Here is a 13,804-nt window from a genome sequence, read left to right as displayed (position 1 = left end):
GTTTATTTTCCTCTAGTAAAAGGGGAAGAAAAAGTGTAAAATTCAGAAAAGAATTTCACCTTTTATGGAGGAAACCGGCATGGAGATCCTGGATTACTACATCACCCTGCACTTGCAGCATCCCGAACAAAAAGAGGAAGCCCCTGCAGAAGTCACCATCAGCCAGCTGGAAACCTTATTTTTCTGTACAAAGCGAAACGTCAATCTTCTCCTAAAAAGGATGGGCGAGGAAAAGTGGCTCACGTGGATCCCGGGGAAAGGGCGCGGGAACCGCTCGAAAGTGCTTTTCCATTACAGTCTGGAAGAGGCCGTCGACGCCTATTTCTCAAAGCTGCTGGCAAAAAATCTGATCACGGAGGCTGCGGAATTCCTGAACCGCCCGCTTCTTCCTGAGCATTTAGCGAAAAAGCTGCAGAGCCGTATTCAGGACAACTTCGGGCTTCATGTCAAACAGACCGTATCCAGCCGGGTGGATCTTTTGAAGATTCCGATGAGGCGTCCGCTCGCCGCACTCGATCCCGCTCATTCCTATTCGGCAGCAGAAGCTCATTTTGTCCGGCAGATCTTTGATACGCTAGTGAACTTTAATCCTGTCACCGAGAAGTTTGAACCTCATCTTGCCCACCATTGGGACGTGGATCCTGAAAGAACCGAGTGGACCTTTTATTTGCGGAAAAGCGTTCGGTTTCACCACGGGCGAATCCTTACTGCACAGGATGTAAAGTATACGCTGGACCGGCTGCGGGATCCTTCGATAAGATCACCATACCTCCATCTGTTTTCCGAGATCCATACCATCCAGACGTTCAATGACTACACAGTGAGGATTATTTTAAAACGGCCGAACGTGTTCTTTTTGCATTACTTGAGCTCCTTCCATGCACCAATTTTGCCGCATGATGTACCGATTGTAACCGGCAAGGAGCTCATTGGAACCGGTCCGTTTAAAGTAACGGAGTATAACGAAAAAGTATTTATCCTTGAAGCCTTTGATGAACACTTTAACGGCAGGGCACTGCTTGACCGTGTAGAGCTATGGTTCGTCGAGCTGAACGCTGACCGGATCGTGCACTATGAACTGCCGGGAAGTGAGGGAATGGAAAACCGCGAGATGAGGGTAGACAACAACGGCTCTCAATATTTAGTCTTTAATTTCCAAAAAGATGGCCCGCACCATGACCTTTATTTCCGCCAGGCCATCGATGAGCTCATCGACCGGAACCGCATGATCGCAGAGCTTGGCGGACGGCGAAACAGTCCGGCAAGCAGCATGTGGGCGGAGCGGAGCAAGCTTTCAGCGTTTCATCCAGCTTCCATCGACCGTGCGAGGGGCTTATTGAGCAAAAGCTCCTATCAGGGAGAGACTCTTACCTTTAAGTACTTGGACTATACGAGCGAGGGCCTCCGGGAAGCAGAATGGCTTCAGAAAACATTTTCTCGGGCCGGCATTTCCGTTGAGCTTTCTCCTTACACCCTGCTGGACCCTCAGCCGTTGGACGCTGAAATCCTCTCCAAGGGCGAAGTTCTCGAACGCGATACCCAATACGGCTTCCTCTCTTTTATAAAAAGTGAGCGGAGCATGCGTACTCTTTTGTCTGAAGAGCAAATCGGCATATTGGACGATCACCTGGCCAGGTTTACCCGTGAGGAAAGTTATGAGGAACGCGATTTAATTTTAGAGGAGATCGAAACGTACATGGAAGACGAAAAGATCCTCCTCCACTTGTATCACATCGCCAAACAATGGAACTATCCGGTGCTGTTGAAGGGCGTTCGGCTGAATGACTTCGGCTGGGCGGATTTCCGAAAGCTATGGGTGAAGCCTGAAATCGGGAATAATAATGAAAAAAGGAAATAAACGGTGTCTGGCACCGTTTATTTCCCTTTTATCTATGATTTAGTTCTTTACTGACACCGCAGTTCCTGAGCTTTCTCTGCTCTTCTTCCTGTTGATCAAAGGATAGATGATAAAACCTGCAAGGAACAAGCCAATCCCCAGAGCAAATGTTTTAATATCCGCTGTACCTGTAATAATGACCCATACCGAGTAAATAAGTGCTAAAATCGCGATAATGACGTCCATGACACGTGATCCACCGGAAGTTTCCCCTTTTAACGTCAGCTTCAGGAAAAAGACAGCTGAAACTAGATAAGGAATCAAATAAGCAAGCGTGGCTGCTGTCGTTAAGAACGTATACGCCTGGCTGATGGTGCCTGAAATGGTAGAGAAAATTAAAATCTGTGACATCACATTTGTGACTGTAAGCGCTCGTGTCGGGCTTCCCTTTTTGTTCACTTTTGCAAAGTAGGCAGGAAACGTTCCCGATTTTGCCGCCTGATAAGGAACCTCGGAGCTTAACAAAATCCACCCGATCGTTGCCCCAAATAAGGAAACGAGTGCAAGGATCGCCATCACCTGTCCGCCCGCACTTCCAATCAAAGCAGTAAGCGCGTCAACAAATGGTTTGTCCGATGCTTTTAACACGTCCTGAGGCAGGATCCCCATCGTTAGAAGCGTAATCGCCATGTAGATGACAAGCGCAACGATAAGGCCGAAGATCGTAGCGCGGCTTACATCCCGCTGTGACTTCGCGCGCCCTGATAAAATAACGGCGGATTCAATGCCGATAAACGCCCATAACGTTGAGATGGCTGCCAGTTGCACCTGGCTGAACAAACCATGTGATGTTCCGCCTTCCTCCACGACAGGTGTATAGAAATCACCGAAGTTGGAAGACTGGAATGCAAAAAGGGCAGCAACAATAAAGAGTGCAAAACCAGCAACCTTGGATGCTGTCGCAACAAAATTCAATTTCCCTGCTCTGTTCATGCTGCTTACCAAAATAAAGTGAATGCCCCAGAGCAATACCGTACATACGCCAAACGTTATGATTTTACCGAGCCGGATATCCTGTGAACCGAAGGAAAACACAACATTTTCAGCTCGCATAATCGGCAAGAACGCAGACAAGTAGCCAGCAAAGCTAGTGACCATGGCCACGTTGCTGATCCAGTTGGCTACCCAATACCCCCAAACCATGCTAAAGCTTGCTAAGTTCCCTTTTTTCTCTGATTTGAATAGCGCGCGTGCATAGCTTTGCGGTCCTGCAGTTAAGTCTGGACGGCGAATCGACAGCTTACTGAAAATGAGTGCGATCATCATCACCCCGAAGCCTGTAACGAGCCAGGCAAAGGTAACTCCTAGCGGGCTCGCCGTTTGTGCCAGTGTACTCGGAAGCATGAATATGCCTGAACCCACCATATTTCCGATAACGAAGGCCGCTAAAAGCCAGAACCCCCATTTTTTCGTTGTATCCGTTGTATGCATCTAAATCTATCCCCTCTAATATAAAAAAACGCATGGCTGTTCACCACCGCGTTTCATAGTGAAATCTGTTTTATAGTTTATTACTTTACCATGCTAATATATCAGACAGATAAAGAAAGTGTCAACCCGACGGTATCTGGTCATAGTGGTATATTTTAACTATTGCCTCTAGTTTTCCATACCTGCCTTACTAAAAAATCTTGTCCACTTTGTGTACAAAAGGTAAAATATACCTAAAATCAACAGGATGTGAATAGCACATGGAGATCACTGTGCACTTCTGGTTTAACCTCTCATTACTCATTGTATTGCTCTTTCTTTGCCTGCTTGGAACTGGAAAATCCCACGCCCAGGAGCGCTACCGTAAAATGACCTATGTCTATTTCACTGTATCCCTTGTTCTTTGTTATTTGTTCTCCTATAAGCTCAGCAGCAGCATGTACTTGGACCTTCGAAATATTCCGGTCATCGCCGCCGGTTTTTATACGGGGTATGCTCCCCTCTTTTGTTTGATGGCTGTACTATTAAGGGCCTTTTACGGGGTTGACACCGGATTTTTCTTAAATATTCTGCTTTATGCCGTGCTCGGCGTTTCCTTGTGGCGCCTCTCGCCCTGGTTCCTTAATCTCTCGTCTAACTTCAGGGTCGCTTTAGCTTCCCTCTATACATTGATCATCAGCTTTTTAACGATGATATGCACCCAGATGATGTTCTCTTCAAAAGAGCTTGTAGACGTCTGGTTTGCCTATATGGTCATTCCGCCGCTCGGTGTCGGCATGATTTTGTATTTTTTGGAGCTGATTGATAAAAATATGGTGCTGCGGGAGCATGTTGTGAAAACAAGCAGGCTTGAAGCCGTGGAACAGATGGGGGCAGCGATCTCGCATGAAATACGAAATCCGCTGACTACGGCGATGGGTTTTGTCCAGCTTCTTCAAGAAGAGGATACCTATTATGAAAAGCGCACCGAATATTTGTCCCTCGTAAAAAGTGAATTGGAATCTGCAGAAAGAGTGATTCAGGATTACTTGACGTTTTCTAAACCTTCCATCGTTTCTTTAAGCCATATCTATCTTCACGACGAACTTCATCATGTCATTAAAATACTTCATCCGTTCGCTAACCAATATTCCGTAGAAATTACAGAAAAACTGGAACCGGTATCATCCATTTATGGAGACCGGCAAAAGATACGCCAGTGCTTTTTAAATCTCGTAAAAAATGCCATTGAGTCGATGCCGAGCGGCGGACAGCTTACCATCGAATCCATCGCTACACCATTACAGGCCATGGTCCGGATTGAAGATTCAGGAGTCGGCATGACCAAACACCAGATGGACCGCTTGGGTGAGCCTTACTACTCAACGAAAGGATCCAAAGGCACCGGTCTTGGAATGATGGTCGTGTACAGCATCGTCCGAGCAATGAAAGGCAACATTAAAGTGCATAGCAAGGTCGGAAAAGGAACGGTATTCATACTTACCTTTCCCATTCAGCCCGAGTCCTTACAGCCCCAGAATTCATAATTCTAAAAGTAAAAACTCCTCTGCGGGAGTGGTTTTCATCATAGAACCCGCCATCTTAATGGCGGGTCTCGATAAATTGAAAATAGCTGCCTTTTCCGCCCACGGTGATGAACGAGTGGGTAAATAGGGCTCCTCCGCTTTTTTTGCGGACACCATTCAAGAGAATGCCGTCTGTAATGCCTGTCGCGACAAAGAAACATTGGTCACTTTTCACGAGATCATCCATCCTCAGGATTTTACCTGGATCGCTCATGCCCATCGCCACACAGCGCTTAAACTCTTCATTACTTTGACAGACGAGCTGAGCCTGAAAATCACCGCCTAAGCTGCGCAGCGCCGCTGCCGAAATGACTCCCTCTGGTGCTCCGCCTGTTCCAACCAGCAGATCTACATCAAGCTCCTCGATCGCCGTAGCAATCGCGCCTGTGACATCGCCATCAGAAAACAGCTTCACTTTTGCTCCTGCTTTGAACACCTCTTGAATGAGAGGCTGATGACGGTCTCGGTCCTGAATCATGACGGTTACCTCACTCACATCTTTTCCCAATGCGTCCGCAACAGCAAGGATATTATCCGTCAATGGAGCCTCAATATCAATTCGTCCCTTCGCTTTAGGTCCCGCAGCCATTTTCTTCATATACATGTCCGGCGCGTTCAGCAAGTGCCCCCGCTCCGCAACCGCAATGACCGTCAGCGAGTTATCCTGTCCCTTTGACATCAGCGTCGTCCCTTCCACTGGATCAACCGCAATGTCAACAGAGGGACCAGCCCCCGTGCCTACCCTTTCTCCGATATAAAGCATGGGCGCCTCGTCCAATTCTCCCTCTCCGATGACAATCGTTCCTTCCATTCCGATCGTATTCATCCGGGTGCGCATCGCTTCCGTCCCGGCTCCGTCGGCTTCGTTTTTCTTGCCCTTTCCTACCCACGGATAGGAAGCAATGGCCGCTTGCTGGGCAACTGAAAGAAAATCCAGCGCCAGCGTCTGAATATCTTCTTTTTTATCCAGGCTCATGTTCATGTTCGATTCCTCTCCTTCCGGTTTTGGACATAAAAAAAGAGGGCCGCCTTCCTGGTTGTTTTCAGTTCAGCGGTCCCCGGGATATTGCGATTACACGGTCTGGACAGAAGTGATGATGCTTTCAAAAGCGGATAAAATAAGGTAAGAAGAAGTGGCACCGGGATCCTGGTTGCCGAGCGAACGCTCTCCCAATCTGCTTGAACGCCCTTTTTTAGAAAGAAGATCTTTGGTAGATTCCATGCCTTTTTTAGCAGAAGTAACCGCTTTCGCAAATGCTGCAGTAAAATCACCGGATGTCATAAACTCCTGTCTCAGCGTTTCCAGTGCCGGCTGAAGTGTATCGATCATCGTTTTATCGCCAACCTCCGCCTGTCCTCTTTCTTTGATTCCTTCAATAAAAGCGGTCCAAAAGCGGTATAAGTCTTCACCGGAAAGCTCGTTCTTACCTTGAATTTCCTTGCCGCCTCTTAAGAATCCTGTCGCATAAAGAGGCCCGACGGTTGAACCGACAGCGCTTAGAAACGTTCTCCCTGCCATGATACTGATCTTTCCACAGTCCTCTTCATCCTGCAGTTCACCCTTCAGCTTGTCTTGAACAGCCTGCCAGCCAATCGACATGGTCACCCCGTGATCTCCATCTCCCAATTTGCGGTCTAGCTCAGACAAATAATCTTTATTTTTTTCTACTGTATCCACCACGCCCTGTAAAAAGGCTTTCCATTCTTTCGCTGTAAATGACATGTGATTTCCTCCTTAGCGTTGGATATACATCGGACAGTCAGCCGGTGCATCGATAAATTCCAGCAGTTCATCATCAAGCTTGATGAGCGTGACGGAGCAACCGCCCATCTCAAGGGATGTACTGTAATCGCCGACGAACGAGCGATGGATCTTTATTCCATTGTCATTTAAAATCTGTTCCACCCTGCGGAAAACGATATAAAGCTCCATTTTTGTCGTTGATCCCAAGCCATTGACGAGTACGGCTGCTTTTTCGCCTTCACCAAATGGCATGTCGGCTAAAATGTCGCTGACTAAACGGTCGGCCACTTGATCGGCCGGCTGCAGATCGCCTTTTTCAACACCCGGTTCACCGTGATGGCCAAGACCAATTTCCATCTCGTTTTCTTCCAGTTCGAAGCTTGGCTTACCCGTTTGCGGGAGCGAACAAGGGGATAGTCCGACACCCATCGTACGTGTCTGTTCATTCGCCTTATTAGCCACTCGGACGACGTCCCCCAAGCTATAGCCTTTTTCTGAAGCAGCACCGGCTACCTTTGTGACGAAGAATTCTCCAGCGATGCCTCTGCGCTTCTCTTTTTCCTCTTTCGGGGCGGATGCCAAATCATCTGTGACAATGACTTTGCCGACCTGAATGTCCGCTTCCAATTCTGCCAGTTCTGCGGCCATCCCGAAGTTCATCAGATCTCCAGCATAGTTGCCGTATACATAGATCACGCCGGCCCCTTTATCGATCGCTTTTGTTGCTTCAAGGATCGGATCCGGCGGGGGTGATGCAAAAATGTTTCCAACGGCAGCTCCGTCTGCCATTCCTTGCCCCACGTAGCCCATAAACGCTGGTTCATGCCCTGAGCCGCCGCCGATGAGAACACCGACTTTGCTTTCTGCCGTCTCCCTGGCTGTTACAATCGAGCGGCTGTTTTCTTCCAGCACTCTGACATGCTGCGGGTGTGCTTTTGCGTATCCGTCGATCATTTCTTCTACTACACGGTTTGGATTATTTATAAGTTTTTTCATGATGAACACTATCCCCTTTCAGAAATTCTTGTTCTTTATCGGTGATCTGCTGCACTTTTCTTCCGGAATTCCCTCCAGAAAAATGAGAATCGAGATAGGTTTTCACCACCTGTTTGGCCAGTTCTATTCCAATGACCTTGGATCCCATGGTGAGCACTTGAGCATTATTGCTTTTCTGTGCTCGTTCTGCAGAATACGTATCATGGCAAAGGGCTGCCCGGATGCCAGGGACTTTTCCCGCAGCGATCGCTACACCAATCCCGGTTCCGCAGCACAGGATTCCTCTGTCCAGTTTATTTTGAATGATGTCTTCTCCTACCTCAAACGCTACTTCCGGATAATCGACCTCGGAACACGAATGGCAGCCGTAATCTATTACCTCATGCCCCAGCTCTTGTATATAGGTTTTAATACTTTCTTTCATGTCAAAGGCATTATGGTCAGAACCCAATCCTATCCTCATTATACAACTCCCTTTCTCTCTCTTTTAGTTTTAAGACGAAATTTTCTAATTATTGTTTTCTTTCGTTTATTTTTTCATTTATTTTGTTTTATGTCAATTATTTATTTTTATTTATTTTCATTTACTTTCATTTATTACTTTTTTGGTAAAAAGAAGAACGCCTCGTAAAAGACGTTCTGTTCACCTTTAAATTCACCAACCGGCTTATGCCTTTTGTGCGGTTTTGAACTCCTGCATGGAAATCCGTTCAGCTTCTTCTGCTTCCTTTTTAGACAGAGTTACAAATTTCATCAAAACAGCACTCACGATGTATAAGCCTGTGTAGATCCAGATGATTCCCACTGTATCTACCATTCCGATAAATGCGCCTACGATGGCAGGGCCCACGAAAGTACTTAGCCCTGCACCAAGATTAAGAATGGACATCGCCGCACCTCTATTTTCTGGAGCAAGCGAAGGAATTAACGCAGATAGCGGCACGAACCCTGCAAGACATGCGCCATAGCAAGCGGCAACCGCGGTTGCTACAAAGTAATTGGGACCAGCTGCGAGCGGTACATAATAGAATGCTGCTGTAAAAACCGCACAGCCCACGCCGCCAAACCACATCACCGTGTTTCTCCAGCCGAGCTTGTCGCCAACGATCCCAAAAATAAGGTTAAAGATGATGTTGCTCGTCCAGAGCGATCCATAGATCTGCAGCCACTCCGATCGAGTGAACCCGATCTCCATCATGAACGCTGGCATGAAGACTACAAAACCGTAAGCAGCGGATGTGTTAATCGTCCTCACAATTCCACCCATGCCTATTTTCGGATTTTCAAATGCGATGGTCACGCCTTTTAACAGATATTTTAAAGCGTCGCCTTTATTTTCAAATTTCTTTTTGTGTTCTTTGTCTTTATTTAGGAAAATCGCAACGGTCGCTCCCAGTAAGACAAAGATAAGGGCGCTCCATAGTGTTTTCATCTCACCGAGCACAGGCAGCGCAAAGCTGGAATAGTAAGCGCCCAGTACGTTTAATCCGCCGCTGAAAGCGAACCAGAACCAGCCGACCGCGGTTCCAAGCTTGTCAGATGGTGCATAGTAAGTCACCCATACGAGGAAAGAATAAGCAAAGAGCGGATATCCCAATCCCCTTAAGGCATAGGTCGGAAGCATGATGGCAAGATTCATGCTCGTAATCCCAAACGTCAGGAAAACAACCGAGCCGGCTACGAACAGGAGCAGCCCGATGATCATCGCCTTCCTTGGCCCCAGCACCTCTGCCAGAACGCCTGACAGCCAGGCTGCAATCGCTACAGCAAAACCATAAACACTAAATATAAGAGCGGACTCCTGCATCGTTAGACCATGGTCTGTTAAATAAGATGAAAGCCAGCCTAATTCAAGCCCATCACCCATCATAAAAATCAAAACCCCGAAATAACCGAGAGCCATTTTCCGGTCCATTCCGATTCTGTCCAAAAGACGATCCACTTGTATTCCTCCTTTGCCCTTTCATTTGCAAGCTCGATGGCCAGCTTCCCGCCGGCAGCCATTAATTTTTACAGATTCGGATCAAGCACAACTTTCAAGGACTCTGCCCCATTCTTCACAAGCTCGAATCCTTTTTCGAATTCCTCCAATGGAAGCGTGTGCGTCACAACACCATCTGTCGGAAGGTCCCCATTGGAGATTCCTTTAATGACATGCTCATAGCAGTAAGGGCCAAGGTGGGAACCGAGGACATCCAGTTCTTTTCGGTCACTGATGATGCTCCAGTCCACCGTTACCGGCTCTTTAAATACACTGAACTCCACAAAACGCCCGAGCTTGCGGATCATGGCAAGTCCCTGTTCCACCGACTTCTGCGCCCCGGTTGCTTCAATGTAGATGTCACACCCATAGCCGTCTGTTAATTCTTTAACGATCGCGTTTACATCTTCCTTCGCCGGGTTAAGCACCAGATCAGCGCCAAACTCCTTCGCCAGCTTTAAGCGCTCTTCAAAAAGATCAAGGACAATCAGTTTTCCAGGCCCCGATTTTTTGATGGCCCCGATCATTCCAAGACCGAGCGTTCCTGCACCAGCAAGGACGACGACATCTCCAAGCTGAATCTGCGCACGCTGTACAGCGTGGAAGGAACATGCATAAGGTTCGATCAAAATGGCTTTTTCAATCGGCAGATCCTCAGGCACTTTATAATTGATGGCTTCTTTCGTAAACTTCATATACTCAGCCATGGCACCGTTTACATTGTTTTGAAACCCGTAGAGGTCGTGCTTTTCACACATCCAATATTGGCCGCGGTTACAAAAACGGCAGTCCCAGCAAGGAACGATCTGTTCGGATATCACTCGTTCGCCTGCTTCAAAACCGGTTACTCCTTCCCCGAGAGCGACGACGTGGCCAATGAATTCATGGCCCGGGATCATTGGGGCTTTAATATAAGCCGGCTGCTTTTCATCTCCCCAGAAGCTTGGTGCACCGTCAAACGCTTTTAGATCCCCGGCACAAATTCCGCACGCTTCCACCTTGACTAGAATCTCACCTTCCCCAATTTCAGGTACAGGAACCGTTTCAAACCGGTAATCTCCCGGCGCATAGGCGACAACCGCCTTCATGGTCTTCGGAATACTCACATTCTTTGTATCTTGCTCAGCTACCGTTTTCATGGTCATCATCATCTCTCCCTTTTTTTGATTAGATAACGCTTTCATTTTCTCAAAGAATAATTTGCTTTCCTCCTTTTTTATTTTTATATTCTTTCTTTTTCTATCGTTTGTTTTCATAATTACGAGGTATTGGGTTCATTATAGTCCTCATAAGTTTGAATAGTCAATTAATTTTTGAATTTTTTACATTTTGTTTTCGTTTTAATTTGTTTTATTATTGATTTACAATGTTTATGAAAGATGGTGTAATAGAATAATAAAAAGAAACAGGTGATTTTATTGGGAAAAATGTTTGTACTAGAACGACGCAAAGCCATCCTTGATAGATTAAATGAGAGCCAGAGGGTCTCCATTAAAGAACTTGCCAAAGAAATAAAAGTTTCTGAAGCGACTCTCCGTACAGACTTAACACGCATGGAAGAAGAGGGCCTATTGAAAAGAACGCACGGTGGTGCAGTTTTAGCCCAGCCGAATGAAAATGAAACAAGCTTCTCCATCCGTGAAAAGAAAAATAGAACCGAGAAGTCAGCGATTGCCAAGGAGGCTGCTGCCCTCATTGAAAATGGACAGTGCATCATGCTCGACGCCAGTTCGACGGCTCTTGAGCTCGCCCGCGTTTTAAAGGACCGCCAGATCAGGCTGACAGTGGTGACAAGCGGGATCAATACAGCCCTTGAGCTCAATGAACACCCGGATATTACCGTTATTCTATTGGGGGGCATCGTAAAACGAGGGTCACACTCCCTGGAAGGAACACTTGGCGTTAACATCCTGAGTCAGATTAATATTGATCTGCTGTTTACTTCCGCCAACGGGTTCTCTATTGAATCCGGACTTACCGACTTCAGCGTCTATGAAGTCGAATTGAAAAAAGCAATGGTTAAGGCGAGCAAGAAAGTCGTTGCCCTGCTCGACCATTCGAAATTTCATAAAAACTCCATCGCATCCTTCGCCGCTCTCGATGACCTCGACATCATCATCACGGACAGCAGTGACGCCGAAAGCGATAAACCCGCTCTCGAACAGCATGGTGTTGAATTAATTACAGTGGAAACCGAATAAAGAAAAGCAGCCTGACAAAAATTTTGCCGGCTGCTTTTTTTATTACCAGATCGTATAGCCACCATCGACGATAAAGGTTGATCCCGTCGCAAAGGTGGAAGCATTGGATGCGAGATAGATCGCCAGGCCGCCCAGTTCATGCGGCTCTCCCAGCCGTTTCATCGGTACAAGATCGAGCACATGCGCAAGTTCTCCTTCCGGCGCAAAGATCGGTTTGGTCATCTCTGTTTTCATATAGCCCGGCGCAATCGCGTTCACCCGAATGTTGTAGGGTGCCCACTCGGAGGCAAGACATTTGGTCATCATAGCTACCGCTGCTTTTGAGGCATTGTACGCGCACTGCGCTTCCGTATTGGCGATAAAGCTCGACATGGAAGCGACATTAATGACCGAGCCGCCGCCTTTTTCTTTCATCACCTTACCCACATATTTAGAGAGCAGGAAAACCCCATTCACGTTCACGTCCATCGTTTTCTTCCAATCTTCCAAACTCTGTTCCTCTACCGTAATCTTCTGGCAGATCCCCGCATTGTTAACAAGAATATCAATGGAACCGAAATCGCTTACAATTTCATCAATACAGCTTTTCACCTCAGCCTCTTCGGTAACATCCATTTGAAGACCCAGCGTTTTTACCTGGTGACCCGCGAGCCCTTCAGCACTCTGCTTTGCTGTGCTCTCATCCATATCCGCGATCACTACGTTTGCTCCGGCCTGTGCAAGTGCATCAGCCATTGCTTTCCCCAATCCTCTTCCTCCGCCTGTCACAAGTGCCGTTTTCCCTTTTAAACTAAAAAGCTGCTGATAGTCCATACATATCCTCCCCAAAATAAAAGTTATGTAGAATTCTATCATTTACTTTCGTTTTGTCAATTTTATTTTTGTTTTATTTCATTTTTTCAGAAATTAGTTGGTAGGAGCGGTTTCGATGGCCTCCCGAAGATGAGAGGTTCATAGAATGGAGGATTTTTGCGGCGACAGAAGGTGAGGATAGCTGAAGAAAATGGCGCAGCTCGCGGTTTGTAATGCGGTTTCCGATCAGGGCTGCATAATCACTGAGCGCTGCAAGATAAGCCGTTTTAGAGGAAAATGAGCAGTCTGTACAAAACCATTTTCCATAAAACCTGGTCATCGGCAAGTGATTACAGTTTTGGCAATGCACGCCTGTCAGCATTTCATGAGGGGCAATTTCATAAAGTGAAAGAACGTCCGGCGTAAAAAGCGTGTGGGATTTAAGAAGCTGTCTGGAAATTTTATTGATGTCTTTTAGGGGCACTTCTTTGTCGTATTTTTGCTGGAATGAGGCGATTCGGAAGGGGATATCTTTGTTTTGGGTTACTTTTTTGGAGGACTCGGGGGAAAGCTTAATAAGAGAATTTTTTATGACGGTTTTGGGATGACTGATTACGACCAAGGTTTCGATGGGGAGCTGAGTCAGTTTATTCTTTGAAAACCAGGTCTGAAGCTGTATTTTTTGCAATTCAGCCTGAAGGATAGGGTCAGCAAATGCTTCCTCCTTTTCTTTAGTGATTCTGATTAACTGTTTGAAGTTAACATCAAAAATGAGGGTGCCAGCGATGTTTTTCACCTCTAAGATTAACGCGAAACGCTGGGAAAGTATGAGGGTATCGAGTTGGAAGTGCCGATTTCCGTCAGGAAGCCTGAGGTCGTGGAAGATGCTATATTCCTTCTCTGGTAAAAAGCCCAAAGGATAGTCCAACGCCTTTTCGCCCCAGTAGCCCGCCTGCCTTTTGGCTAGATCCGACTCAATATCTGGCCGTTTGGGATGATTTTTGGGGATTCGCCTTAATAGGGCCTCGAGAGCAGTTAAATATTGCGGGAATGTCCGCTCCTTTATGATCAAATTATCACTTCTCCTTTCTTTTCGGTAATTATTCCAGTTGGTTGGGATGGATTCCTGCTACCGTTTGTTGATTATTTGTGTGCATGTTTGTTTACGTGCAGGTTTTGTAGGTTTACCGTCCACTT

12 protein-coding genes are annotated in these 13,804 nt (G+C 46.8%); 3 read left to right on the top strand and 9 right to left on the bottom strand.

Annotated features, from left to right (window positions below; genetic code table 11):
* Window positions 1-79 precede the first annotated feature (79 nt).
* The gene (locus ABHN01_RS03890; RefSeq protein ID WP_429874448.1) at window positions 80-1,858 is read left to right on the top strand and encodes an ABC transporter substrate-binding protein; all 1,779 of its coding nucleotides are present in this window, start codon (window positions 80-82) and stop codon (window positions 1,856-1,858) included.
* Window positions 1,859-1,897: 39 nt separating this feature from the next.
* On the opposite strand, the gene ABHN01_RS03885 is transcribed toward ABHN01_RS03890, so the two are convergent.
* Entirely contained in the window at window positions 1,898-3,328 is a 1,431-nt protein-coding gene (locus ABHN01_RS03885; protein WP_429874447.1) for an amino acid permease, read from the bottom strand.
* A 260-nt stretch (window positions 3,329-3,588) separates the two neighbouring features.
* Between ABHN01_RS03885 and ABHN01_RS03880 the strand changes: the two genes are divergently transcribed.
* A complete protein-coding gene (locus ABHN01_RS03880) occupies window positions 3,589-4,854 on the top strand; it encodes an ATP-binding protein (protein ID WP_429874446.1) in 1,266 nt (421 codons plus the stop codon).
* 55 nt (window positions 4,855-4,909) lie between these two features.
* Here ABHN01_RS03880 and glpX read toward each other — a convergent pair whose 3' ends face one another.
* The 6 genes from glpX to ABHN01_RS03850 all read right to left on the bottom strand — a co-directional run bounded on the left by glpX (window position 4,910) and on the right by ABHN01_RS03850 (window position 10,762).
* Window positions 4,910-5,869: a class II fructose-bisphosphatase gene (gene glpX / locus ABHN01_RS03875; protein WP_429874606.1), complete on the bottom strand. Its 960-nt coding sequence runs from the start codon at window positions 5,867-5,869 to the stop codon at window positions 4,910-4,912.
* A 96-nt stretch (window positions 5,870-5,965) separates the two neighbouring features.
* On the bottom strand, window positions 5,966-6,616 hold the full coding sequence (gene dhaL / locus ABHN01_RS03870) for a dihydroxyacetone kinase subunit DhaL (RefSeq protein ID WP_429874445.1): 651 nt from the start codon (window positions 6,614-6,616) through the stop codon (window positions 5,966-5,968).
* Between the two features lie 12 nt (window positions 6,617-6,628).
* Window positions 6,629-7,633 carry a dihydroxyacetone kinase subunit DhaK gene (locus ABHN01_RS03865; protein WP_429874444.1) on the bottom strand — a complete coding sequence of 335 codons (1,005 nt, stop codon included), beginning with the start codon at window positions 7,631-7,633 and terminating at the stop codon, window positions 6,629-6,631.
* Complete coding sequence (gene rpiB, locus ABHN01_RS03860; protein WP_429874443.1) at window positions 7,614-8,096, bottom strand: ribose 5-phosphate isomerase B; 483 nt, start codon at window positions 8,094-8,096, stop codon at window positions 7,614-7,616. The genes ABHN01_RS03865 and rpiB overlap by 20 nt, the downstream gene beginning before the upstream one ends.
* Window positions 8,097-8,300: 204 nt before the next feature.
* Window positions 8,301-9,548, bottom strand: coding sequence for an MFS transporter (locus ABHN01_RS03855; protein WP_429874605.1), 1,248 nt, complete (start codon window positions 9,546-9,548; stop codon window positions 8,301-8,303).
* 95 nt (window positions 9,549-9,643) lie between these two features.
* A complete protein-coding gene (locus ABHN01_RS03850) occupies window positions 9,644-10,762 on the bottom strand; it encodes an MDR/zinc-dependent alcohol dehydrogenase-like family protein (RefSeq protein WP_429874442.1) in 1,119 nt (372 codons plus the stop codon).
* Window positions 10,763-11,041: 279 nt separating this feature from the next.
* Here ABHN01_RS03850 and ABHN01_RS03845 point away from each other — a divergent pair, with 279 nt between their 5' ends.
* Entirely contained in the window at window positions 11,042-11,815 is a 774-nt protein-coding gene (locus tag ABHN01_RS03845) for a DeoR/GlpR family DNA-binding transcription regulator (protein WP_429874604.1), read from the top strand.
* A gap of 42 nt (window positions 11,816-11,857) precedes the next feature.
* Here ABHN01_RS03845 and ABHN01_RS03840 read toward each other — a convergent pair whose 3' ends face one another.
* Together ABHN01_RS03840 and ABHN01_RS03835 are read right to left on the bottom strand one after the other, a co-directional pair.
* Entirely contained in the window at window positions 11,858-12,628 is a 771-nt protein-coding gene (locus ABHN01_RS03840) for an SDR family NAD(P)-dependent oxidoreductase (protein ID WP_429874441.1), read from the bottom strand.
* Between the two features lie 73 nt (window positions 12,629-12,701).
* The gene (locus ABHN01_RS03835) at window positions 12,702-13,679 is read right to left on the bottom strand and encodes a nuclease-related domain-containing protein (RefSeq protein WP_429874440.1); all 978 of its coding nucleotides are present in this window, start codon (window positions 13,677-13,679) and stop codon (window positions 12,702-12,704) included.
* Window positions 13,680-13,804 lie beyond the last annotated feature (125 nt).

This window comes from Fictibacillus sp. NRS-1165 (assembly GCF_050468105.1).
Lineage (GTDB): Bacteria > Bacillota > Bacilli > Bacillales > Fictibacillaceae > Fictibacillus_C > Fictibacillus_C terrinigri.
This window is presented reverse-complemented; position numbering and strand designations above follow the sequence as displayed.

Bases quoted from the DNA above. Each gene is read 5' to 3' on its own strand.
- ABHN01_RS03855 (WP_429874605.1), bottom strand. From the start codon at position 9,548: ATGGACCGGAAAATGGCTCTCGGTTATTTCGGGGTTTTGATTTTTATG.
- dhaL (WP_429874445.1), bottom strand. From the start codon at position 6,616: ATGTCATTTACAGCGAAAGAATGGAAAGCCTTTTTACAGGGCGTGGTG.
- ABHN01_RS03850 (WP_429874442.1), bottom strand. From the start codon at position 10,762: ATGATGACCATGAAAACGGTAGCTGAGCAAGATACAAAGAATGTGAGT.
- ABHN01_RS03885 (WP_429874447.1), bottom strand. From the start codon at position 3,328: ATGCATACAACGGATACAACGAAAAAATGGGGGTTCTGGCTTTTAGCG.
- ABHN01_RS03845 (WP_429874604.1), top strand. From the start codon at position 11,042: ATGTTTGTACTAGAACGACGCAAAGCCATCCTTGATAGATTAAATGAG.
- ABHN01_RS03865 (WP_429874444.1), bottom strand. From the start codon at position 7,633: ATGAAAAAACTTATAAATAATCCAAACCGTGTAGTAGAAGAAATGATC.
- ABHN01_RS03890 (WP_429874448.1), top strand. From the start codon at position 80: ATGGAGATCCTGGATTACTACATCACCCTGCACTTGCAGCATCCCGAA.
- ABHN01_RS03840 (WP_429874441.1), bottom strand. From the start codon at position 12,628: ATGGACTATCAGCAGCTTTTTAGTTTAAAAGGGAAAACGGCACTTGTG.
- rpiB (WP_429874443.1), bottom strand. From the start codon at position 8,096: ATGAGGATAGGATTGGGTTCTGACCATAATGCCTTTGACATGAAAGAA.
- ABHN01_RS03880 (WP_429874446.1), top strand. From the start codon at position 3,589: ATGGAGATCACTGTGCACTTCTGGTTTAACCTCTCATTACTCATTGTA.
- glpX (WP_429874606.1), bottom strand. From the start codon at position 5,869: ATGAGCCTGGATAAAAAAGAAGATATTCAGACGCTGGCGCTGGATTTT.